Origin of the sequence: Chthoniobacter flavus Ellin428 (genome assembly GCF_000173075.1) — a bacterium.
Taxonomy (GTDB): domain Bacteria; phylum Verrucomicrobiota; class Verrucomicrobiia; order Chthoniobacterales; family Chthoniobacteraceae; genus Chthoniobacter; species Chthoniobacter flavus.
In genome coordinates, this window is the sequence record NZ_ABVL01000031.1 from 40056 (window position 1) to 64138 (window position 24083).

The following is a 24083-nucleotide window of genomic DNA, read 5'->3' on the forward strand; positions in this document are numbered from 1 at the left end:
GCCATTGAATGTTCGATGTTGGATGTTGGATGTTGGGTGTTGGGTGTTGGGTGTTGGGTGTTGGATGTTCTGCCTTTAAATCCTATCGGTTTCCCTCGAGCACCGCGGATTCTTTCCCTGCCTCGGTGCCATTCGCAAACTCGTTCCCCTTGATCCAGTTGTCTTTGCCGCCCTCGACTTTCAGCGAGAGCGTGGCCTGCTTTTCCGCGCCTTCGCGGTCGTCGCGGACCACGCAATCGCTCACCCGGCAACGGGCGCAATCTTTCATCCACAGGCCAATGCCGTCGCTGTCGAGCACGCTGAGGTCGGTGAGGGTCATGCGGTCGCAATTTTCCAGGCTCACGGCGGCCGGCTTTTTCCACACGCTTTTGACAATAAAGCCGCTCAGCTTGCAGTCGGCGCAATTGCGGAAGGTGAGACCGTTGAGATCTTTCGACCAATTGCCATTCACGACATAACGCGGGTTGCGGTCGAAATCATTCGGACCGACGACGATCGCCTGGCTGTCCTCGATGAGCAGGTCGTGCTCGAAGCCTTCCCAGAACGTATTGCCTGTGATGGTCACGCCGCGCGCGTGCTGGAGGTGGATGTTGACCTTCACGTCGCTCATCGCGTTGCCGATGATGGCGATGTGGCCCTCCTGCGTTTCCGTGGAGTTTTTCAGCGAGGTAATGCCCTTGCCGATGACCCAGATATTCGCGCTGCCGGCTGATTTGTTGTTGTGCTGCAGGGTGCAACCGGTGATGGCGACCTCGTCGGTGCTGCCGTCGGTGGAGTCGATGATGACATTGGCGCTGGCCGGTGCGTCGGGCGTCATGTTGCTCTCGATGTCGCAGGTGCCGATCTGCACGTTCCGCACTTCGCCGCCGCGCGTGACCACGCCGCCGCCCGCGCAATAGCTGATGTGGCAGCCGACGATGTTCGACTGGTGGAGGTTCACGTGATCGTAGAGCACGCCGCAGCCGCTGTTGTGATAGAGATGGCAGGCGGAGACGATGATGTTGCGGTTGCGCCTGGTGAGATGAATGGCGTGATGCAGATCGTGAATGACCGTTTCGGTGACGGTGAGTTGCATCGTGCCAGTGGCTTCAATGCCGTCGGCTTCCTTGTTGCCTTCGCTGCCGGTGATCTCCAGACCGCGGACGAGGGGCATCCGCTGCTTTTCCCAGACGTTGGGCTTGAAGCTGCCGGGATCGGCGGAGCCTTCATGGGTGCCGACGAAATGGAACGCGGGACCGCTGCCCGCCATGACGATCTTCGCCGTGCCATCGGCGACCAGCGAGGTGAAGCCGGTCTTGTCGAGGTCGACGGTGATCGTGTTGCTGAGATGGTAGACGCCCTTGGGAAAAGCGATGGCGCCGAGGCCACTGTCGACGGCTTTCTGAATGGCCGCGGTGTCGTCCGCCTGGCCGTCACCGATCGCACCGAAGTCGCGGACAGTCTTGGAGGCAGTGTCAGCGGAGAAGGCGTGGAGTTGAGTGAATACAACGAAAGCGATGGTGCCGAAAAGCGAGGGAAGGGACTTCATTGGGATAGGATGTGGAGGGGCTGCGCCGGAGACGGCAAGGGCCGCGCGGCGGATGCGGAGTGTGCATTTTCAAAGCGCGCGCACAATGGCGAAAGCGTGTGCGTGATTTAACCTAGAGCCGCTGGTCGTGCGACTTGCAGGCGATCGTCTGCATGAGCCAGTGTCACGTGAATTTAACGTCCCGGTCTCGCTGGTTCTGACTGGACTGTCGTGCGGAGGATACATAGAACGCCCGGCGAACCATCCGTGGATTCACTCCCATGGAAAATCTCGCGCGATTGCCCATGGCGCGTGGGAGCACCTGCTTCTCTCCTGCATGAAAAATACGCGCCATTACTTTGCCTTTTTGCTGCCTGTCCTGTTCTGGATCGTTTCATCGGTGATGGCGATCGCGGCGAACACGGTCGTGGATTTCGAAAACGTGCCGGTTGCCAGCGGCACCACCTTTACGAACGGAGGACAGACCTGGTCGTTGACTGGAAAAATGGAGACCGTCTTGTCGACGGATTTCGGCTCACCGGCCGTTGGGACAAGCACTCCGGAGTCCAAAGGCTATATCGACACCGGCCTCGGTAGTTCACCTTTAGGCAGCGTCGGTGGGATCAAGGCACCGACCGGGTTTCACTTTCCGCGCGGTGAGTTTTGATATCTGGCCATCGGCGAATGGGGGCGGCGCTGTCTTTGAAGGGGGCAACGGCAATGCCGGAACCGTAGGCTTGAGCTATCTGGTGATCGGAAAGAAAAATAACACCCAGGTGTGCAGCGCGACGGTGACCGATTCGCTGCGCACTCCGCCGGACAATTACGCGAACAACAGCGGGGGCTTTTGGCATCATCTCGATCTCTCCGCCACGGTCTTCGCCTCCACGGATATCGATACGGTAGAATTCAGTCTTGTTGCCCAGACCGTGCCGCCGGCGACTTCGTCCGGCGACGTGATGAATTACATCGCGGTGGACAATTTCACCTATTCGAACTTTGTGGCCGCCCCGGCCACGATCACGCCCAATGCCGGTGTTGCCGGGCAATCCACGATAGTCAACCAGGCGTTCGCCACGGGGATTTCCGTTACGGTGACGGACGCCGCCAGCAATCCGGTGCCGAATACGAATGTCACTTTTACCACGCCGGCGACCGGTGCGTCGGCGAAGTTCAGTAACTTGACCAATACCATCACGGTCCAGACGAATGCCTCCGGCGTGGCCACAGCGGGAGTCCTCACGGCCAATTCCTCGGCGGGCGGACCTTATAACCTCGCTGTCACTGCCGGTGCAGCCTCCGTCAACATTGCCCTGACCAACACGGCGGCTCCGGCGACGCATTTTACGGTAAGTGCACCATCCACCGTGACGGCGGGTGTGGGGTTTAACACCACGATTACCGCGCTGGATCAGTTCAACAATACTGCCACGGGTTATCGGGGCACGGTGCACTTCACCACCACGGATGCCGGCGCTGGCACGACTTTGCCCGCGGACTACACTTTCGTTGCCGGGGACAATGGCGTTCACACTTTCGGGAGTGGCGTGACGCTGGTTACGGCGGGCACGCAAACCCTCACCGCGACCGATACGGCGAGCAGCAGCATCACCGGCACGAGCAATAGCATTGGAGTTTTCTCCAGCGCGGCCACCCATTTGGTGGTCACGACGCAGCCCTCCATTTCGGCCACAGCCGGCACCCCCTTTGCCACGCAACCGGTGGTCAAGGAGGAGGACGCTTTTGGCAACGTCATCACCAGCGACAGCACGCATACCGTGACCGCGGCGCGTGGCAGCGTCGGCACCGGTCCTTTGCAGGGAGCCGCTTTGACGGTGACGCTGACCAACGGCGTGGCCACCTTCAGTGGACTTTCCTACAACGTCGCCGAGACCATCAATCTGAGCTTCACCTCGAACGCCGGCGTTTCGGGTGCAACCTCCAACAATATCACGGTTAATGCGGCAGCCGCTTCGCATTTGGTCGTGGCCGCGCCGTCGTCGACGACCGCGGGTAATCCATTCAATGTGACGGTGACGGCGAAGGACCCGTTCAACAACACCGTCACCGGTTATTCCGGTACGGTGCATTTTACCTCTTCCGACGGCCAGGCGACGCTGCCAGCAAACACCACCTTGAGCAGTGGCGCTGGAACCTTCAGCAGCACGCTGAAGACGGCGGGGACACAAACCATCACCGGTACCGACACGGTGAGCGGCGCTATTACTGGCACGACCAGCGGCATCGTGGTGATCCCGGCGGCCGCTACGCACTTGAGCGTGAGTACGCCTGCCAGCGCGACGGCCGGTTCATCCTTTGGCGCCACAGTCACGGCCCTGGATGTATTCAACAACGTCGCTGTGGGCTACGCCGGTTCCGTGCACTTCACCACCACGGACAGTGGCCCAGGCACCACGTTACCCGCTAACTATACTTTCGTTCCGGGAGACAATGGCATCCACACGTTCACCAATGCCGTGACCCTGGTCACGGCGGGGACGCAGACGGTCACCGCCACCGATACTGGGAACAGCGGCGTCACGGGCACGAGCGGCAACATCACTGTTTCATCCAGTACAGCCACCCATTTGGTGGTCACTACACAGCCTTCAACGACGGCCATCGCCGGCGGCGCCTTTGCCACGCAGCCGGTGGTCAAGCTGGAGGATGCCTTTGGAAATGTCGTCACCTCCGATAGCACTGATACCGTGACGGCGGCCCGCGGTAATGTCGGCACCGGCGCCTTGCAGGGGACGAACCTGACCCTGACGTTGAGCAACGGCGTGGCCACGTTCAGCGGTCTTTCCTACAACATCGCCGAGACCATGAATCTGGGCTTCACCACGAACTCCGGCGGCGTTTCTGGCGCGACCTCCAATAACATCGTGGTGAGCGCGGCTGCCGCTACGCACGTTGCCATCGTCGTCCCTACATCGGCGACGGCGGGTACTGCATTCAATTTCCTGGTGCAGGTGCTGGATCAGTTCAACAACGTAGCGACCGGCTACACAGGCACGATGCACTTTACTTCCACCGACGGGCAGGCGGTGCTGCCGGCCAATAGCACGTTGGCCAACGGCCAGGGGGTCTTCAGCAGTACGCTGAAGACGGCGGGGGCGCAAACCATCACCGGCACCGACACGACGACCAGTTCCATCACTGGTACCAGCGGCAACATTACCGTCGGCGGCGCGGCGGCCACGCATTTTACGGTGACTTTGCCGGCCACCTCGCTGGCGGCGACACCGTTCAGCGTGACGATCACCGCTCTGGATCCATTCAACAATCTCGCGACTGGCTATCGGGGCACGGTGCACTTCACCACCTCGGATACCGGCGCGGGCACGACTTTGCCGGCAAACTACAGCTTCGTGGCCGGAGATAATGGCCTTCACACGTTTACCAACGGAGTGACGTTGGTCACGGCCGGAACCCAGACCGTCACCGCCACCGACACGGTTTCGTCAGGGGTTACCGGCAGTGGTTCGCTGACCGTGGGAGACAATGTCACGGTGACCGCGCCGATTGCCACCGCGACGCCGGGCGGCGCGACGGGTTCCTTTACCTTCACCCGTGGCAGCGGTGTGGGCGCTGCGACGGTGAATTTCCAACTCGACGCGGCCTCCACGGCGACTGCGTCCCAGTTTGTCCTGAGCGGCGGCGGCGTCACTTTCAACAGCGGTAGCGGGACGGGCACGGTGACCATTCCCAACGGATCCACGTCGGTGACTGTCACCCTCACGGCCAATGCCAACTCCACTGGCGAGGCCCTGGCCGGTGGAGCGGTGAAGCTCGATGTGGCCAGTGGCACCGGTTACAATATCGGGACTCCAGGCAACGCCACCGTCACCATCGCCCCGAGTGGTTTTGTGGTCTTCAATACCAATGACAGCGGCGACGGTTCGCTGCGCCAGGCGGTGCTCAACGCCAATAGTTTGGGTGGCAACCCAACGATCACGTTTGATCCCAGCGTGGTGGGCACGATCACGCTGACCAGCGGTGAGTTGGCCGTCACCCAAGGCATGACGATACAGGGACCGGCGACAATCAGTGGCAATGCGCAGAGTCGCATCTTCAATGCGAGTGGCTCCGGGACGATTACGCTGTCGCGCCTGACTTTGACGAATGGCAGCTGGACGAGCTTTGGTGGAGCGATCCATTCCCAAGCCAATCTTTCGCTGACCGATTGCACGATCATCAACAACACGACCACAGGAACAGGCGGCGCCCTGGGGATCTCTTTCGCGACCTTGACCATGAACCGCTGCACTGTGTCGGGCAACCTCTGCAATAATTGCTCGGGGCTCTACCTGCAGGATTCCATTGGTTTCATTGCCAACTCCACGTTCAGCGGCAACTCCGGCACAGCTGGCGACGCCATCCGTCTCAACAGCTCGAGCAGAAGCACGTCCCTGACGATGCAGAATTGTACGATCAGCGGCAATTCGATGTCCTCCAATAGCGCCTTCGGTCGGCCCTGACGGTGCAGTTGCCGAGCGCGTCGTTGACCACTTCCGCTACGCTGATCAACTGTACGGTTAGCGGAAATACCAACTCCAACGCGTCGGGGCAGGGGGCCATCTATGTGCAGCCGGGTGTCGCGCAGACCACCTTGCTGCTCGAGAGCACCATTGTTTCCGGCAACACTACGGGGGGCAATCCCTCCGACATCACCGGCAACGCCGCGCTTTCCACGAGCAGCGGCAACTTGGTTGGCTCCGGCGGTGGCCTGACCAATGGCGTCAACGGTAACATTGTCGGTGTTAACAACCCGCTGCTCGGGCCGCTGGCCAACAATGGCGGGCCAACCCTGACCATGGCTCCGTTGGATGGCAGCCCGGTGGTCGACAATGGTCGAGCCTCCGCCGCGGCCCCGGAAGTCACGGTCGGTGGCAGTAGCGGAGCCTATTCATTGAGCTACAACGGGAGTTCCACCTCGCCGCTCTCTTTCAATGCCAGCCTGGCGGCAATCAATGCCGCGCTCAATGGTCTGCCCAGCATCGGCGGCGCGGGTGGTTCGGTGACCCTCGTCGGTTCATCGTCCGACTATTTCGTCATCTTTGGAGGTACCCTGGCGGGTAACACGCTCCCTCTTACTGCCACTGGCTTCGGCGGGGCCACTGTGCAGGTCGCGACCAACGACCAGCGCGGGGCTGGCTTTCCGCGCGTCATCGGTGCTGCGGTAGATATCGGTGCGGTGGAAGCGTTGCTCTACACGCCGACGGTGACCAATGCCACGACCAACGAGGACACTCAGACGACCAGCGGTTTGGTCATCACCACCAACGCGGTCGATGCCGGCACGACCACAAATTACCAGATCTCGAATATCAGCGGCGGCACGCTCTACCAAAATGACGGTGCCACGGTCATCAATAGCGGCGACTTCATTACCGTGGCGCAAGGTGCGGCGGGGCTGAAGTTCTCGCCTGGCGCGAATCTCAATAGTTTCGCTTCCAGCTTTGGTTTCAGCGCGCAAGCCGCGGTGGGAACGACGGCAGTGGATCTGCGCGGCAGCGTGGTCTCCGCTTCGATCATCGTGAATCCAGTGGCCGACACTCCGAGCGTGACCAACGCCTCGACCCTGCCGAATACGCAGACGACCAGCGGCCTGGTCATTTCGCGCAACGCCGCCGACGGTGCTGAGACCGCGTTTTTCAAGATCTCGAACATCCAAAACGGAGCGGTCTTCCTCAACGACGGCGTCACCCCGGTGAGCAGCGGCAGCTTCATCACCGTTGCCCAAGGTAACGCGGGTTTAAAGTTCACTCCGACGTCGGGCTTCATCGGTGGCGCCACCTTCGATGTGCAGGGCTCCAACGACAATGCGGGCACGGGATTGAGTCCCATCGCCACGGCCACGATCACGGTGGCGACGGTGAATCCGACGCCGTTGCAGGTGGGCACCTCGGCCACGCTCAATCGCCAGACCGGGTTGTTCGATTTGTCCGTGAACGTGAGCAACACGACCCAGGCGCCGATCAATGGTTTCCGTCTGCATGTGGACTACAGCTCCTACGTTGGGGCTTATCCGTCGCTCAGACTGCAGAACGCCACCAGCCTCGCGAACTATCCGGACGTCTATGTGGACTATCCTTATCCCGTCGCTGTGCAAGGGACGGTGGTGATGCACCTGGAGTTCTATACGAGCAATCGACTCTTCCCGAATCCGTTCACGCCGGTGCTGACCGTGACGACGCTGAGTACTTCGCAGACACCACTGCCCAATCCGCAAGGGATCCAGGTGGGGCGGATCGTCCGCCTGCCCGATAGCACGATCTTGCTGGAATTCCCGACCACGCCGGGTCTGTGGTACCGCATTCGGTTCTCCAATGACGCGACCAATTGGTTCGATTCGCAGGTGCCGATCCAGGCGAGCGGGACGCAGACGCAATGGATCGATAACGGCGCGCCCCTCACCAGTTCGCCGCCTTCCACGGTGCCGTCGCGGTTCTATTACGTGCGGCAGATCCCGACACCCTAAAAGCCGCTCTCACTCTTCACCGACCATCGCCATCGCCTCATGAAATCCTTGCCGCGCCTTTTCCTGCTTTCATCCCTGGCCACCGCTTCGGTTTACGCCGCGGAACCTCTGGCCAGTGAATCCTCGTGGCGCATCAGCGTCCGGCCCGCAATGGCGCGAACTGGGCGGCCTCGATTGGCATACCGGTAGCGTCGCCGCATCGCGCCCGCTGCCTTGGCTGGCTGGTCGAGGCGCCGGCAATTCCACCACGGGTGCGATTCCGCTCGGGCATGGCGATCACAATTACGATGACGGTTTCGTGCGGGAGGATTCCAGCGGCGGCTTCTTCGGTGACACGTGGAACTGGGGTTACAACAACGCCTCGCAAGTGCAAGGCACGAACCTGGTGTTTCATTCCGCGAACGGCGGCGGCAGCCAGACCACGACCAGTTTCGGCACGAGTTCCTCGATGAGTCATCCCGGTTGGTCGGAAGAATTGTCCGGCGCGGGTTGGTTCACCGAGATCGAATCGCCGGCGGTGCTCAAGCAGGGACCGTTGAGCCTTTCTTTCGTGATCGGTTATTCCTTCGCGCAGGCGGATACCGGGCACTCGTCTTCCGCGGTATTCGGCGCCACGCAGCAGACGCGCAGCAACACCCAGGCGACTTCGATCCAGGATACCTACGACGCCAGCGGCATCATCATTCCGCTCGCGCCTTATGCCGGTTCATTTCTCGGCCCGGGTCCACTGATCTCCGATACGCCGTCCGCACGCGGCTTCGGCCCGACCACCTCCACGTCCAGCATGAACGCGGCGTTCTTTCGCAGCAATGTCAGCGAGTCGCTGCGCATGAATCTGCATACGATTTCTCTCGGGCCGAATTTTGCGTTGCACTGCGGTTCGCGGGTGCGGTTGGGCCTCGGCCTCGGCTTCGCCTTGAACGTGGCGGATTGGGAAGCGCACTACGACGAGACGCTCTACGGAAATTCCCGCGCCCTCAGCCACTATCATCGGGACGCCTCGCAGACCAACGTCCTGCCGGGCTTTTACCTCGAGCCTTCCGTCGAGGTCGACCTCACGCGCCATATCGGCGTATATGTTTCCGGCCGTTACGACTGGGCCCACTCCTTGCACTCCGATGTCGGTCCCTCGACGTTCAACTTCAGCCCCGGCGGTTGGAGCGTGCTCAGCGGCCTGCGAGTGATGTTTTAAAACCTCGGGCTGACCACCCGCCTCCGCCCTGCCGCCGATTTGGCGGCAAGGAAGAGGATCGAGATCAGGCAGAGAATGAGCACGAGCATGCGCAAGTGCGCTGCCGTGGATAACGAGATGCCCATGCCGGTAAACAGAGCCACATAGGCGACAATGCACATGGGGCATTTGGGCATCACCATCAGGATCGCGCCCGGGGCGGCCCACTTCACCGCGAGATAAAATCGCTGCAGTGGAGTCAACGAGCGCGGTCCCGGGTGCTGCGCCGCGACGTGGTGGCAGCAGCGATGGGCGTTCATGACCGGGTTTCCGTTGAGGCGCAGCCGCAGGAGGTGGTGGTCTCCGCCTGAGCCGTCTCGGGCCAGTAGGGCTTGTCCGCATCGGCGAATTGATCGGTGCCGTAGCGGTCGTGATAGCGGACCCACGCCATCGAGAAAGGCAGCTCATCTTCGTCGCGGCCCTTGGGCGCGAGATCGAGGAGCATGTAGGTGCTGAGGAGCGACTCGAGGCCGCGTCCGAACGTGGAGTAGGTGTGGAAGATTTCTCCCGACGGGTTCTTGTAAAACAAGCTCAGGCCGGGCGCTTCATCGCTGGGAAATTCCTGCAGCGTGTAGTTGTAGTCCACCTTGCCCTGCGCCATCTGCTGCTGGGTGAAGGAGACGTGGAAGTCCGTATTGAAATCGGTGTCGTGGGACGACACCCAGGGGAAGCGCCAGCCCATGCGCTTCTTGAAGGCCTCGATCTTGGCCAGGGGCGCCCGCGAGACCATGGTGACGGTGACGTCGCGCGCTGCGAGGTGGGGCAGAGCGGCATTGATGTGATCGGAGACGTAGGAACAGCTCGGGCAACCTTCCTGCCAGTCGGGGCCAAACATGAAGTGATAGATGGCCAGTTGGCTGCGGCCGCCGAAAAGATCGGCGATCCGGACTTTGCCGCCAGGCGCGTCGAAGACATAGTTCTTATCGATGCGCTCCCATGGCAGGTCACGCCGTTCGGCGGCGAGCTGGTCATGCAGGCGTGTGAGTTCCTTTTCCTTGCGGAGAAGTTCCCGTCGTTTGGCGAGCCATTGCTCGTGCGAAACGATCGGATGAGAAGTCAGAGCTTCTGTGCGAGACGAGGTGTTAGTCGATGGATTCATAATTGAATGGCTTTCAACATCACGACGAACGAACCGGCTCCCGGAGGACACCGGAAGTGAAGTTTTGGGGCTCTTCGCTGTTTGGAGTGGGGTGGCATACGAACTGCCTATGCGCGCGTTGAAATCATAGCAGTAAGCGCGAAGCGCCCCAAAAAAAGGTCATCCTGAGCGGAGCGGGGAAGCATGGGGCGGAGTCGAAAGCCGAGTCTGCGAGACGCCTATGGGACTGTGGGGCAAACCTCTGATCTCCGTGGGTTTTCGCGCGGAGCCGTGTGACGGTGTGACGGAGTTGAGATACACGCGTTACTGTTATTCGCTATACCATCTTTGCCCTACGGAAGAAGAAGTACCTCCAATATCCTTCTTCTCATCCACTCCACTGGAGAAGACGGTTTCTCTTCGAGAGCTAACCGACGCTCCGCGCAAAAACCCGCGGAAGTCGGAGGTCCTTCAACTACGCCGGTGCTTCCCCGCTCCGCTCAGGATGACAGGGTTTTTCCAGGCGCTTCGCGCTCACTGCCATAATTTCACCGCGGGAGAACGCCAAGCCTTCGGCACCCACTCCAAACAGCGAAGAGCCTTCAAGGAAGTGCATAACGGCCTCGAGGGAGATAGGAGGCGAGGCGAACCTCCGCCGAGGGCGCGGGGACATGGCCTGGTTGACGCTCGCTCCCGAGCGGCGCCAGAGCGCCGTCGCTACAATTCATCGCTTCATGACATCCACAAAGGCCGTGGAAAAACGGTCTGAGGAATGCTATAAGCAGCGGCTGAATTTCATGAAGACATCCTCCTTTAGCGCGCCTTGGTGTACGAGCGTGAAAAGCATCACCACCCTCATCTCGATTGTGCTGGGGTATGCGTTGTTCGATTTCTTCGCCCATCATTTCGATTTTTCGAGCAGAGCGCTGCTCATGGGTGCGGGCATTCCGCTCGGTTTGCTCGGTCTCGCCCTGGGCTGCATGGTCACCGGCTATTCGCTGGATTCCGATGGCATCGTCATCCGTCGCCTGCTCTGGAGCCGCCGCATCCGCCGTGCGGAAATCCTCTCCCTGACTTCCCCCGCGGCCGTGACGCGCAAAGGCACACTCGGCCTGTTCGGCATCTGGGGCTTTTGCGGTACTTCGGGCCTGGCTTACTCCGGTGCGCTCGGCCTGCATTTCGTCGCCGCGAGCGCCTACGCGAACCGCATTGTCATCACGCGTCATCGCGGCTGGCCGGTGGTGATTTCGCCCGAGAACCGGGAAGGATTCGCCCAAGCTTTTGTTGACGCGGCAGTCTAGGCATTACTCGCCTTTCAAAAAAGGCAGTGGAGAAGCCCGCGAATCACTCAGATGACACGAATTCGGAATGATTTCATTCGCGTAATTTGAGTGATTCGCAGGCACTCCTTCTGTTTGCAGGAACTACTGAAAAATGTGGGTAATGCTTGGGCGGTAGTGGCGTAAATTTACTTCCGCCGGTGTTGTTTGATCCGGCGGGCGAGGTCGCGTTGGGCGTCGTCGAGCCAGGGGCGGAGGCCCTCGGCGCTGACTACCAGGGCGCCGAAGGTGGTGGCGGTTTGTTGCTCGAGATGGTCGTCGGTGGCGACGGTGATCTCGTGCTGGCTGGCGTATTTGGCGACGAGTCGCTCGACGATGCTGTCGGCGGTCTGACCCGTCGCGGAGTAGAAAATCTGGATGCCGCCGGGAGCGGTGTCTTCGTTGGCCTTCGCGCCGCGACCATCGAAAACCACGACGACCCGGACCCCGCTGGCATCCTGGTAGTCGGTGAGGAGCTTGACGAGTTCGTTGCGCGCGATCTCGGTGCGACGACCGTGCAGTTTGCGCAGCTCGGGCCAGGCGAAGATCACGCTGTGACCATCGACGATGAGATAGCGCATGGCGTGACTATTCCGAGTGGAGCGGGGGAAGGGCGAGGAATTTTAAACGCAGAGCCGCAGCGCGGCAAAGCCGCAACCAAAAGGGGAGCCACGAACATGCGAAAAGACAGGGAAGGGAAAGTGACCCGCGAATCACCCGAATGACGCGAATGATCTGCCCTCATTCGTGTTATTTGCGTGATTCGCGGGCCAAAAATTCTACGCGTCGTGCGGACATTTTCATGGTTAGCACTGCAGAGGGGGGAGGGGGGAGGGATGGCCACAAAAAGGCGCAGAAGACACAAAAGGGGAACTCGGGAGCGACCGTGTTGAGTCACATCGAATGAGGATGTTGGCAGCCGAGGAATCAAAGTGGGAGAGGCATCCTGCCGCTGATTTCCGCACGACCAGTGGCAGGATGCCGCAGCCACTCTACTCTGCTATTGATCGCGTTTTCCAGGGGCGCGGCAGAAATCCATTTACGGCACGCAGGAAAAACACAAAGGGCGCAAGACGACACACCTCGGCCGGATGGCCTTTTGTGTCTCTTGCGCCTTTTTGTGGCGAAAAAAATGCGTCCGACGCTCGCCGAGCGCGGCGAGGGTGCCTTACTCCGCGGCGGGAGCTTCGGCGGCAGCCTTCTTCGGGGCGACCTTCTTCTTGGCCGGCTTGGAGATGGCGGCGGCTTTGGCCTTGGCCTTCAGGCGTTCGAGGTAGGCGAGGCGGCGGCGGCGTTTCTGGATCTTGTTGGATTGCTGTCCCATAAGGAAGTGTCTGGTGGTTTCTGAAAAGTGGAGGGCAGTGGCTAAGGGAAGCGTCCCGTAAGGTCAAGGGGAAGTTTGGGGCCTGCGGCCAAACATCGAGGAGGCCTCCGGCCAAACATCCAACATCCAACGCCCAACATCGAACATCCAATGCCCGCCGCGGGACCGGTTTTCATTCGAGCCTTGGCGATGAAATCAGGGGCTTCTTGATTGGATGTTGGACGTTGGGTGTTGGGTGTTGGATGTTGGACGCGGCTCAGCGCGTCTCCTTGCGCCCCGAAAAAGTCACCGGCATATTCGTTGACGCCCCCGCCATCAGCCTCCATATTCCGCGCCCTTTGCACGCCGACCACATCACGGACATTGAAATGGATCATATTCGCAACATCGCTATTATCGCCCACGTTGACCACGGGAAGACTACCCTCGTCGACCAACTTCTGAAGCAAGCCGGAACCTTCCGCGCCAACGAGGCCAAGGCCAGCGAGATCCGCATCATGGACTCGATGGACCTGGAGCGGGAAAAGGGCATCACCATCCGCGCCAAGAACGCCGCCTTCCGCTGGCACGACTATCACGTGAACATCGTCGACACCCCCGGCCACGCCGACTTCGGCGGTGAGGTGGAGCGCATCATGAAGATGATCGACGGCGTGCTGCTGGTCGTCGACGCCCACGATGGCCCGCAGGCGCAGACCAAGTTCGTCCTCAAGAAGGCGCTGGAGAATGGCGCCAAGCCGATCGTCGTCATCAATAAGATCGATCGCGAAAACGCCCGCCCGCACAAGGTGCTCGATTTCGTCTTCGACCTTTTCATGGAGCTGAATGCGACGGACGAGCAGCTCGATTTCCCGGTCATCTACGCCAGCGCGCGCGATGGCTACGCCATGCGCGAGATTCACGACAAGAGCGAGACGATGGAGCCGCTCTTTGAAGCGATCATCAAGCACATCCCGCCGCCCGCGAAGAGCGACGTGAGCTATTTCCAGATGCTCATTTCGAACCTCGACTATAGCGACTACCTGGGTCGTATCGCTTACGGGCGTATCATCTCGGGCCGCGTCAAGGTGGGCGACAGCGTGGTGCGAATCAATAAGGACGGACGCCGCGAGCGCGCCGCCGTCACCGCGCTTTTCGGTCACGTGGGCTTGCAGAAGGTGGAACTGAAGAATGCCAGCGAGGGCGATATCGTCGGCCTCTGCGGCTTCGAAAGCGCCTACATCGGCGAGACCATCACCGACACCGAAGAGCGCGTGCCGCTCCCATTCGTCGACATCGATCCGCCGACGATCAGCATGAAGATTTGCATCAACGACGGCCCGTTGGCCGGTCGCGAAGGCAAGCTGCTGACCGCGCGCCAGGTGCGCGAACGGCTCATTCGCGAGACGCTCACCAACGTCTCCATCGAGGTGAACGACACGGACACCGCCGGCCACTTCGACATCAAGGCCCGCGGCGAAATGCAGATCGCCATCCTGGTCGAACAGATGCGTCGCGAAGGTTTCGAGGTGCTGGTTTCGCGTCCGGAGGTCATCTATCGCCGGGAAGACGACGGCACGCTGCTCGAGCCGTACGAGAGCCTGTATGTCGACGTGCCGAACGAGAACCTGGGCGACATCCTGCAATCCCTCGCCTGGCGCAAGGCCGACATCATCAACATGGAGCACCAGACGACCACCGTCACGGTGCAGGCCACCATCCCGACGCGCGGCTTGATCGGCTTCGAGACCGACCTCGTCAATGCGACGAAGGGCCACGGCATCATGTCGCACCTCTTCAAGGAATACGGGCCGCACAAGGGTGAAATCCCCACGCGCAACAACGGCGTGCTGGTCGCCATGGAAGGTGGCATTTCCACCGCCTACTCCCTCGATACCATCCAGGAACGTGGCCGTCTTTTCATCGCGCCGCAGGAGGAGATTTACGAGGGCATGATCATCGGCGAGAACGCTCGCCCGGACGACATGCCGGTGAATCCGTGCCGCGCCAAGAAGCTGACCAACATGCGCAGCCAGGGCGACGGCAAGGGCATCTCGCTCGCGCCGCCGCTGAAGATGACCCTCGAGCGCAGCCTCGAGTACATCGCGCCCGACGAATACGTCGAGGTCACGCCGAAGAGCCTCCGCCTGCGCAAGAAGGTCCTCGAGGCCAACGCCCGCAAGCGGGCCAGCCAGAAGGTGATGTAATTGCCGGGCATTGGGTGGTAGAACCGCCCCATGCCGCGCTTCGTCGTCCTCGCCATTCTCTTTGCGCTCACCCTGCCAGCAGGGTGGGCGCAACGTCCCGTCGTTCCTCGCGCCCTTCCGCCGAATCCCTACGCTCCCGTCGAGGATGTGGCTGGCTTGCCGCGGGTGCTCTTGATCGGCGACTCGATCTCGGAAGGCTATACCGCACCGGTCCAAAAGCTTCTGCGGGGCAAGGCCAACGTCCACCGCATCCCCGAGAATGGCGGTCCGACGAAGAACGGCCTCGCGAAGATCGAGGGCTGGCTCGGCACGGGAAAATGGGACGTCATCCACTTCAACTGGGGTCTGCACGACCTCATGTTCGATCCGTCGACCCATCCGGACCCGGCGCAATACGAGAAGGACCAACTCGCGCTCTACGAGAAGAACCTGCGCGCGCTGACCGCCCGGCTCAAGCAAACCGGAGCAAAGCTCATCTGGGCCTCATCGACGCCCCTGCCGGAGATCATGAGCTCGCCGCGGACCCCTTCCCATCGCGCGAGCATGGTGAAAGTCTACAACGACGTCGCCGCGAAGATCATGGCCGAAAACGGCATTCCGATCGACGATCTGAACGCCTACGTCACCCCGGTGGAGGACAAGATGCAGAAACCCCACGATGTCCATTTCAGCGTGGAAGGTTCGGAATTTCTCGCTCTCAAGGTGGCCGAGGAGATTGCCAAGGCATTGCCGCCGGTGAGAAGCGGTGACACTGTGAAATAAATCCGTTTCCTTTCGCGTGTCATTCTGAGCGGAGCGCCCCGGTGGTTAGGTGGCGGGGTGCGGAGTCGAAGAATCCGGCCGCTTTACCAGCGATTGTCTCAGAATGACATGGAAAGGGGAGTTCGTCGTGGCGGAGTTGATCGTCCCGGCACGGAAGTCTTGAACTCACCGCTTCCTTTTCGGTAGGACGCGGCTTGTTCATTTATGCCCAAAGGTTTTCACACCCAAGGTCTGGTCATCCTGCTGAAATCCCCGCAGAGCCTGGACGCTCTTCGCCGTTGCGTCCCCCAATTTGAAGTCGTGAAAGAAGGACCGGCGGCCGGGGAAGTATGGATGGCCGGACCATCCTTGATCGTGGCATACCGGCCGGAGGTGAATGGCTACGTTTCCGTCGACGTCGTCGACCGGCGTTGGCCCGATCACATGGGCGACCCGAAGAAAGAAGCCATGCTCTTTGCCTGTTGGAGCATGGGGCATTTCGGTCCTTTTGCTTATCCCGGCGGATTGCAGCGCGCCGTGCAGCAGAGTTGGACGTGGAAAGAGGCTGGCGCCACCGTACAAAAACACACCGCATTTATCCGGCTGCGCACAAGTTACATTTTTGGAGCAGGGCGAGACGCCAAGGTGATCCCGCCGGACTATGATTCCGAGCACGAGCTCCAGTTCCTGACGAGCCTCGCTGGCGCCCTGCTCGAATGCCCCGCGGCGCTGTGCTACTTCAATCCCAATGGGGAGGTGGTATTGCCGAAGTCCATCTTCGACGACTCCGCCGCGCACCACACCAGCAATGAGCTCCCTCCGCTCAACTTGTGGTGCAACGTCCGCCTGTTTCAGTTGGGCGGCGGTTGGTTGATGATGGATTCCGTGGGTGGCAATCAACTCGATTCCATCGATATCGAAGTCGGCTTCCCGCAATCTCTATGTACTCCGCGGGAGATCGACCGATTCATCCGCGACACTTCGCTCTACATCCTGCGCAAAGGCGACGTCATCAAGGATGGTGACACCGTGAGTGGGCCGGGCAATGTGGACCGGCGGGGAAAACATTTTGAAAAAGGCATGAGCGATCCACCGCGGAGAACGTTGCGTTTCCTCCCGTGTGATCAAAAAGGAATTCCGGAAATCCTACTGCGCGAGAAAGAGGAGAAGTAACGCGCCGCCGTCACCGCTTTTGCGCGCCGTAAAGGTAGTGATCGTGGTTGACGGAAAGATCCGCCGGCAAGTCATCAGCCGTTCCTTCGATCTCTTTTAAGGCCCTGCCCCAGTCCGTTTTTGGCTGAGAGGTGATCGCTTCCAGCTCATGCACCTTGTCCACCAACAGACGTAATTCCTCCGGGGCAAGTTTTGGCAATTCGGCAATGATTTCCCTTTCGCTCCAGCAACGCCGCAAGAGCGCCATTCCGATAGCGGCGCATTTTCAAAAAGGGCGCCAGTCGCTACGCAGCGCGATCTCGATAGCCCTTGCGCAATTTTTCCGCGGTCAGTTTTTCCACTTCGCGAGTGGCGCGCTCAGGTGTGTCGAACGTCCTGGTCTGCGTCTGGCCTTGGGTGCCGATGCGACCGTAGCAGATAGTGAGAGAACAGCCGTCCTGGCTGATCTCCCAAAACTTCGACGAACGCCCTTCGACAAATTCGAGGCGGCGGGCGGGCGACCTTCCCGCGGCGGGCGGTGGCGCGTCGGGTGAGGGTGGAGGCGCCAGTGGAGCAGCCCGCGGAGCGACGGGTGCCACCGCTGGCTCCGGCGGCTGGTCGTCGTCGATTGGGATCTCCGGTTCGGCTTCACCGCGGAGCAGTCGCTCGATGCGGTCGAGCACCCCTTGCGGTTCGTGATACCAATCGCGGGTCAACACCAGCGCGATTTCCCAACCGAAGGCGCGCAAAATGCCCGGTTGCGTTACGCAGCGCTCAGCGACGTTGGGGTTCATATAATGGCCAGCCGTGTCGACGACGATGCCGACACGATACTGACGGGCATCGCGGCCGCGCACGGCAAGGTCGCAGCGAAAACGCGATTGCCCCACATGTTCATCCACGGCGAAACCACGTTCGCGGAGCGCAGCGGCGAGCCGCGTGATCACCGCGTCGGGATGGGCAGCGCTGGTGAGTTGTTTGCGAGTGAGGGGATTGAGGCTTTCCAGAACGCCTCGGGCCAGGTCCAATTCTCCGCGCGACGCGCACTCCGCGTAGTGCAGGAAATTCTTCAACGCGGCCGCCCCGTCATTGTAGTCATTGGTGATCGCGGAGTGGCGGATGCTGCTCACTACGGCCATGTGATGCCGGGCGCGGCTGAAGATGACGTTGAGCCGCTTTTCGCCACCGCGCTGATTAATCGGGCCGAAATTCATCAGCATCCTCCCTGTGGCGTCCGGCCCGTAGCAGATGCTCAGCAGGATGATGTCGCGCTCGTCGCCCTGGACGTTCTCGAGATTCTTCACGAAGAGGCCGCAGAACTGATCGTCTTCCTCGCGCACGTATTCCTCTTCCAGACGGCCGGCAAAGGCGGAATCTTCTTCCGCGAGTGTTTCGAGCGCCGTTTCGATCTCATCCTGTTGCGCCTCGCTAAAGGCGACGATGCCGATGCTCAGCTTCGTCTCGCGCTGGAGGAGTTCCCGGACAACGTGCGCGATGTAGGTGGCTTCACCGGCATTGCGCCGCGACTCGTAGGGACTGCGCTGCATGAAGTGGAAACTGAGTGGCCGCGCGAGTAGCGCGTCGGCTTGCGTCGCTGCATCGGTCGCGCTGTTCACGAGGATCTCCGCCTGGTCGTGCGCTGGGAGACTACGGTCGGGAATGGTGTAGAGATTGCCAGCGTAAAAGGCCGCGTTGCTGAAACTGATGAGCGATTCCGAGCGGCTGCGGTAGTGCCAGGCCAGAAGAGTAGCGGGCAGGTTTTTCGCGCTTTGCGTGAGGAAACTATCGGCATCCAGCGACACCGCCATCCGCTCGCCGCCTTCCTCGACTTCCAACGTCTCCTCGTCGGTGTCTCGTGCAGCGGAAAAGAAATTGGTGGGCGGCAGCTGCATCTCGTCACCGACGACAATGACCTGCGGCGCGCGATAAAGTGCCGGCACGGCTTCTTCCACCGGGATCTGGCTCGCTTCATCGAAGATGACGACATCGAACAAATCCGGCGTCAGCGGCAAAGTATCCGAGACACTCAGCGGACTCATCAGCCAGATGGGTTTCAGGTCGCGGACGACCGTGCCTGTCTCCGCCGCGGCCAGGTCGCGGATGGATTTGTAGCGCATCGTCTTTCCAAACTCGTGCTCCAGGTCGCGGCGCCCGGCGCTGTAGCTCTTCTTGAAAGCCTTGCCTGCGGCATCGAGTTGCGTGGCGGAGAGCGTAGTGAGTTGAACGTGTTCGCGGAAACGCCGGCGCACGTCCGCCCGGACGGCATCGGCATTGGCGCTGAGCCACTCGCGCTCCTTTTGGCCGATGCGTTCGGCCCGATGGGCGACGACTCGCCCATCGAAGCGCGGCAGCCAGCGTTCCGTGCGATAGACTTCCTCCAGACTGGCGCGGGCGATGGCCGCCTCCAGTTGATCCGGGCTCAGCGGAAACGTACGCAGGGCATGAGCAAACGCCGGTGGCGTCTCGGCGAGTTCTCCCAGCAGGGAAAGCAACTCCGGCAGTGCGTCCGCCTCTTCGCGCAAGTCGCGGACGGCTTCGCCTAGGCGCGACAAATCGTAGCGGCGAAAATCGGCCAGCAGCGCCTCGAGCACGGAAATCAATTCCGTGCAGTGTGGGGCGAGCGCGTTCAGGCGCTCGATCATCGCTGCGCCTCCCTCGGATTCTATGACCAGGGCGCGCAGTGAGGCCAGCGCCGGCGAGCTTGGATCGGCCGACTGCCACGGTGCGATCGCCTCTCGCAGCGCGGTCGGCTCGGCGAGGAATTCCGCGATCGCGGCTTGGTGAGCCTCATCGCGCGCGGCGAGGGCGGCGTATTCCGCTTCCAGGGCGGCGAGCACTTGGGAAACTGCGGGGCGAACAGCATGCTTGGAAAAGTCGTAGCGCGCCTCGATCGCTTTCTTCAGCTGCCACCAGACCGGTTTGAGGAAACGCAGGAAGGAATTCTCGTTGGCCCGCGCTTGCGCCAGCGCAATCGGCACATCGCCGGCGGCGAGCTTCTGCCGCCAGTGCTGGGTTTTCGCCTGCGCCTTTCCGATCGCCTTGTCGTGCTCAGCCAGATTGGCGACGCATTTTTCGAGCGACTTGGAAAGCTGGCTCTTCGGATCGAGGAGCGTAAGTTGATCACGGCTGGCCAGCTCGGCAACCTGCGTGGCGAAGGTGACGAGCACGGCGATTTTCTCCACGGTATCCCAATGTTCGTCGGACAGTCCGCTGCGACCGAGCGCGGATTCGACTTCATCGAGCAGGGTCTCGGCGCGGCCCGCCAGCGCGTTCAGGGTTTCCAACGGGCGTTCCGCGCGGATCGCGCCGTCTCCCAGCCAGCGGAAGGGATGCGACGCGAGCGAGGAGGTGCCGGCGATTTCTTCGAGCGTCGCGGACAGACGGCGCGCGAGTTCCGCGTGAGCCCGCCAGGTGGCGAAATCCGGCAGATGTTCCGCTTCGATGGAGGAAAGCGCCGGTTCGTGCTCCCGCAATTCCACCAGCCGGTGCAGGAGCGCGCGCACCGGTTGGGCGATGTGATCCGGCGCGCTGCGCATCACGGCATCGAAGCGGCGCAGCGATTCGAGATCATGCTCCATCTGCCGCAGCAGGGCGGCGCGTTTTTCCTGCGCCGTTTCCAGGCCATCCGCCTCGGCCAGCCACTTCTCGTAGGTTTGCTTGAGATTGAGGACGAAGGCCTTCTTGTCCGTCTGCGAATCGTGGATGAGACAGCAGAGTTCATCGAGGCCCTGCTGCCGCAGACGATGGAAAACGACGTCGATGGCGGCGCGCTTTTCGCAGACGAAGAGAACACGCTTCCCCCGGGCCACGTAGTCGGCGATGAGATTGGTAATCGTCTGCGACTTGCCCGTGCCGGGTGGTCCTTGGACGATATAGCTGCGCCCCGTGCGGGCCAGTGCCACCGCGGCGGCTTGGGTGGCGTCGCCTGGCACCACCGGCCACTCTTCGCTCCGGGGCAGGGTGGGGACTTGCTCGGTGTCCAGCGGGCGCGGGTCGAGGGAGAAGACGCGATCGAAGGATTCGCTGATCGCTCCATCCTCGAGCAGTGTCCCGTAATCGCGCACCAGCGACATCTTGCGATAGTTGAAATTGCCGACGGTGAGCGAGCAGAGGTCGAAGTCCCACGCGTAGGGATTCCCGGGGCGTTCCTCGCGCAGGGCGAAGGTCTGCCGCTCGGTCTCCGTGACCGCGTCCGCCGGCGTGGCCGGTGTCACCATGTGCGGGAGGCGAGGCTCGGGCAGGCCGCCGGCTGCGGCGCGCTGGGGCAAGGGTGCGGGGAGAACTTTGGTCCGGAAGAGCTGCAATCCCAACGGCCGGAAATTCTCGCGATCGTAGCTGTAGCTGAAGCTCGCCTTGGTGCGTTTGCCGGGGGCGCGCATCCGTTGCTTGCGCTGATACTGCGCGAGCCGCTGGCGGGCGCGCTGGTGAATGAGCTGGATCTCCGGCTTATCCACGAGCCGCAACGTGACGCCAGGTTCACTCGCGCGGATCTGGGTTTCCAAGTCGCGATGGAATTGCTCCAGCGGGGTCTCCCGCAAGTCGACGGATTCCGGCAGCCGCAGTCCGTAGACGTGGTGAAGATGATGCCGCAGCGCGGGATTCACCTCCGCTTCGGCAGAGGTGGGATCGAGCAGGTATTGGTCGCGCACCCCTTTTTTCTTCGTAAGCTCGACGGGCAGCAAAAGCAGCGGCGAGACGATTCGCTCCTCCGGCAATTCCTTGAGATTGTGCCAGTGGAGAAAAGCGACCACCAGGCGAAGCTGGGCGAAGCCAAACTCCGCCCGGTCGCGGCGGGATTCGGAGATGAGCTTGTCGAGAGCGCCGGGCAGGTAGGGCTGGTCCTCGAAGCGCAGCCAGCGACCGAGATTCATGGGCTTGCCATCGATCACTTCGGCGGCGAGGGCAGGGTGCCAGACGAAGAGTTGCTCGAGCTTGATGCTCGCCAGATTCATCACCATGGGCACGCTGGCCACGGTGAAATTCAGCGAAGCCTGCGAGGGCTTGAAGTAGAGCAGTCGATTCCGACGGGAGATTTCGAAAAGGCGATCGCGCAAGTGTGCCTGCACGAGCTTGCGCCGGCCCGTGACGCCCGCATCGGCGAAGCCCGGCAATTGCGCCACATCCACGTCGGTGGTCTGCTCGCGGTAATTCTCCAGTTGGCGAATGAGCGTGGGCAGGTCGGGAGCCCGGCGGTGTCGATTCAGCTCCGTCATTTCCACGATCACGCCAGCCAGCACCGGGTGCAGGCGCCGGTGGATCGCGAAGAGATTGCTGCGATGGGAAGCGAATGTGGTGAGGTCGTCGACCTCGGTGAAATCGAGCCCGAGAGCCAGGCTGGCGACGATTTGCCCCAGCGCGAAAATGTCGGTGGCCGCATCGTGATGGCCGGCGAGTTCTTCCCAAGTGCGATAGCCGGTCACAAAAGCTGGATGCTTGAGCTCGCGCTCCCCGTCGGTCACCTCGAGGTTGGTGTAATCGGTCCCCGCTTCATCATCGGAGGTCACCCGCGCATGGCCGATGACGTGCAAGGCGCTGGCCATGGGACGCTGCAGCTCTTCGAGAGGGGCGAAATTCGTCGTCGGCGCCAGTGGCGCGCCATCGCACCGCAGGATGCCAGGTTCGTCGATGACCAGGGTGGACAGGGTGTGCAGGGGCGCGACGAGCGATTGCTCGTGCCACGCCACGACCTGGCGAAAGAGCGGCAGCACCGCGGCGAGAACGTCGTCGGTTTGAAAGCCGCCCTCGTCGCTCCGGCTCAGGAATTGGAGAAATGGAATGTCGCTCATGACCGTACCTCCGCCTGCCGCAGCAGGGAGTCCGCTTCTTTTTTGATCTTGTTGAATACCCGCTTGCCGATGCCCAGCTCCTTGAGGGCGAGCTTCTCAAATTGCTCCGCAATCCCGAGCCGCTCGCTCCATTGCAGCGCCGCGGCCAGTGGAACGTCTTCGAGATCGCGATCGAGGGCGGCGAAGTCGAGCAGCAAGTAGCACAGATACTCGCGCGTGGCCGAGTCGGCGAAGCGCAATTCGTCGGGCAGCGATTCATCCGGCTTCGAGCCGGGCGTGAAGTCCGGAAAGAAAGCCTGCGCGTGGGCCAGCACCGGGGTGCTCTGAAACCACGCGGGGCGGAGCAATTCGGCGAGAAAACGGCGCGTGAGCTGGGCCATGCGATGCTGGCCGGCGAGATCGAGTTCATCCAGCGCCAGCGGGCCCTCGATAGTGGCGGTAAGCCATGCTTCCAGGCTGGGATCGCTTTCCGACCACAGCCGCAGGGCGCGCGCACGGATGAAGGTTTCCGGATGGTCGAGGCTCTTGGTCGTGGCGTTTTCACGCGAGAAGATTTCATCCGCCTGGCGCAAGTAACTGCTGGCGCTGACCTCCGGTAGACCGGTCTCGGTTTTGACCAGCGCGGCGACGGTTGCTTCCAGATCGCCGCTGCCCACCAGCGCGCCGCGATCCGCAAAGACTTCGGTATAGAGACGATAACGGCGCGCCGTTTGCGCATGGCTGAAGGCAGCGCGCGGATCGTTCGCGGCGGCGAGCAGGAGACGATCGGCCACCAGGTAGTCTCCGTCGTCCATGTCCCAAAGTCGGTGATGCGCCAGTTCGTGGGCGAGCACCGCGTCCAGTTCCGCACCTTTCAGGGTCGCCAGAATCGGACCGGAGAAAACGATGTGCGCTTCCCCCGGTAGATGGCAGATCATGGCATTCATGCCAAGGCCGCCGGCCGCTTGATAGAGAGTGATCGGAGCCGTGACGCCCAGACGTTGCGCCACCGCGGCGCTACGCTCTGCCAGCTCGGGATGGCCGTCGGCATCGAGGCGGTAGTTCGCCTTCAGCATCTCGGTGCGCAGGTTGTCGGCGAATTCGTTGCGCACCTCGGAAGAGGTAGCCCACCGCCAAAGCTCAGGTTCCGCCGACTTCAGGTGAGCGACGACAGCGCGTTGATAAGGGAGGGGAGTAAGAGCAGCGGAGTCGGACACGGAGAAGCCTGAATAGCAGGTGACAGGCTGCTTTCAATCCTTCCCCGACGCGATCTGAAAGAGCGTCGTTCGTGTGTTT

Annotated in this window: 16 protein-coding genes; 8 read left to right on the top strand and 8 right to left on the bottom strand. The window is 61.5% G+C overall.

The window, feature by feature from the left end:
• Window positions 1-82: 82 nt before the first annotated feature.
• Window positions 83-1528, bottom strand: coding sequence for a right-handed parallel beta-helix repeat-containing protein (locus CFE428DRAFT_RS28975; RefSeq protein ID WP_006983279.1), 1446 nt, complete (start codon window positions 1526-1528; stop codon window positions 83-85).
• A gap of 316 nt (window positions 1529-1844) precedes the next feature.
• Between CFE428DRAFT_RS28975 and CFE428DRAFT_RS28980 the strand changes: the two genes are divergently transcribed.
• The 4 genes from CFE428DRAFT_RS28980 (at window position 1845) to CFE428DRAFT_RS28995 (ending at window position 9183) form a co-directional block, all read left to right on the top strand.
• The gene (locus CFE428DRAFT_RS28980; RefSeq protein ID WP_006983280.1) at window positions 1845-2174 is read left to right on the top strand and encodes a hypothetical protein; all 330 of its coding nucleotides are present in this window, start codon (window positions 1845-1847) and stop codon (window positions 2172-2174) included.
• Window positions 2164-5988 (top strand): beta strand repeat-containing protein, encoded by a 3825-nt coding sequence (locus CFE428DRAFT_RS28985; protein WP_006983281.1) that lies wholly within the window; start codon window positions 2164-2166, stop codon window positions 5986-5988. The genes CFE428DRAFT_RS28980 and CFE428DRAFT_RS28985 overlap by 11 nt, the downstream gene beginning before the upstream one ends.
• Window positions 5989-6011: 23 nt before the next feature.
• Window positions 6012-7991, top strand: coding sequence for a choice-of-anchor Q domain-containing protein (locus tag CFE428DRAFT_RS28990; RefSeq protein ID WP_157447672.1), 1980 nt, complete (start codon window positions 6012-6014; stop codon window positions 7989-7991).
• A gap of 115 nt (window positions 7992-8106) precedes the next feature.
• The gene (locus CFE428DRAFT_RS28995; protein WP_006983283.1) at window positions 8107-9183 is read left to right on the top strand and encodes a hypothetical protein; all 1077 of its coding nucleotides are present in this window, start codon (window positions 8107-8109) and stop codon (window positions 9181-9183) included.
• On the opposite strand, the gene CFE428DRAFT_RS29000 is transcribed toward CFE428DRAFT_RS28995, so the two are convergent.
• Both CFE428DRAFT_RS29000 and CFE428DRAFT_RS29005 read right to left on the bottom strand, forming a co-directional pair.
• Complete coding sequence (locus CFE428DRAFT_RS29000; protein WP_006983284.1) at window positions 9180-9482, bottom strand: hypothetical protein; 303 nt, start codon at window positions 9480-9482, stop codon at window positions 9180-9182. The two genes, CFE428DRAFT_RS28995 and CFE428DRAFT_RS29000, sit on opposite strands and share 4 nt — an antisense overlap.
• On the bottom strand, window positions 9479-10321 hold the full coding sequence (locus tag CFE428DRAFT_RS29005) for a DUF899 domain-containing protein (protein WP_006983285.1): 843 nt from the start codon (window positions 10319-10321) through the stop codon (window positions 9479-9481). Before CFE428DRAFT_RS29005 ends, CFE428DRAFT_RS29000 begins: the two co-directional genes overlap by 4 nt.
• A gap of 776 nt (window positions 10322-11097) precedes the next feature.
• Here CFE428DRAFT_RS29005 and CFE428DRAFT_RS29010 point away from each other — a divergent pair.
• Complete coding sequence (locus CFE428DRAFT_RS29010) at window positions 11098-11601, top strand: PH domain-containing protein (RefSeq protein WP_157447673.1); 504 nt, start codon at window positions 11098-11100, stop codon at window positions 11599-11601.
• A 167-nt stretch (window positions 11602-11768) separates the two neighbouring features.
• On the opposite strand, the gene CFE428DRAFT_RS29015 is transcribed toward CFE428DRAFT_RS29010, so the two are convergent.
• Both CFE428DRAFT_RS29015 and CFE428DRAFT_RS37955 read right to left on the bottom strand, forming a co-directional pair.
• On the bottom strand, window positions 11769-12200 hold the full coding sequence (locus CFE428DRAFT_RS29015) for an NYN domain-containing protein (protein WP_006983288.1): 432 nt from the start codon (window positions 12198-12200) through the stop codon (window positions 11769-11771).
• A 587-nt stretch (window positions 12201-12787) separates the two neighbouring features.
• On the bottom strand, window positions 12788-12943 hold the full coding sequence (locus CFE428DRAFT_RS37955) for a hypothetical protein (RefSeq protein ID WP_006983289.1): 156 nt from the start codon (window positions 12941-12943) through the stop codon (window positions 12788-12790).
• A 368-nt stretch (window positions 12944-13311) separates the two neighbouring features.
• On the opposite strand from CFE428DRAFT_RS37955, the gene typA reads away from it, so the two are divergent.
• The 3 genes from typA (at window position 13312) to CFE428DRAFT_RS29030 (ending at window position 17043) form a co-directional block, all read left to right on the top strand.
• Window positions 13312-15129, top strand: coding sequence for a translational GTPase TypA (typA, locus tag CFE428DRAFT_RS29020; RefSeq protein ID WP_042726037.1), 1818 nt, complete (start codon window positions 13312-13314; stop codon window positions 15127-15129).
• Window positions 15130-15159: 30 nt separating this feature from the next.
• On the top strand, window positions 15160-15891 hold the full coding sequence (locus CFE428DRAFT_RS29025) for an SGNH/GDSL hydrolase family protein (protein ID WP_006983291.1): 732 nt from the start codon (window positions 15160-15162) through the stop codon (window positions 15889-15891).
• Window positions 15892-16095: 204 nt separating this feature from the next.
• Complete coding sequence (locus tag CFE428DRAFT_RS29030) at window positions 16096-17043, top strand: DUF4261 domain-containing protein (RefSeq protein ID WP_006983292.1); 948 nt, start codon at window positions 16096-16098, stop codon at window positions 17041-17043.
• 10 nt (window positions 17044-17053) lie between these two features.
• On the opposite strand, the gene CFE428DRAFT_RS29035 is transcribed toward CFE428DRAFT_RS29030, so the two are convergent.
• The 3 genes from CFE428DRAFT_RS29035 to CFE428DRAFT_RS29045 are packed head-to-tail and all read right to left on the bottom strand — an operon-like array spanning window position 17054 to window position 24004.
• On the bottom strand, window positions 17054-17290 hold the full coding sequence (locus CFE428DRAFT_RS29035; RefSeq protein WP_006983293.1) for a hypothetical protein: 237 nt from the start codon (window positions 17288-17290) through the stop codon (window positions 17054-17056).
• Window positions 17291-17327: 37 nt separating this feature from the next.
• Window positions 17328-22808, bottom strand: a complete 5481-nt coding sequence (locus CFE428DRAFT_RS29040; RefSeq protein WP_006983294.1) for a WGR domain-containing protein — start codon at window positions 22806-22808, stop codon at window positions 17328-17330.
• A complete protein-coding gene (locus tag CFE428DRAFT_RS29045) occupies window positions 22805-24004 on the bottom strand; it encodes a M48 family metalloprotease (RefSeq protein ID WP_042726026.1) in 1200 nt (399 codons plus the stop codon). Before CFE428DRAFT_RS29045 ends, CFE428DRAFT_RS29040 begins: the two co-directional genes overlap by 4 nt.
• Window positions 24005-24083: the final 79 nt, after the last annotated feature.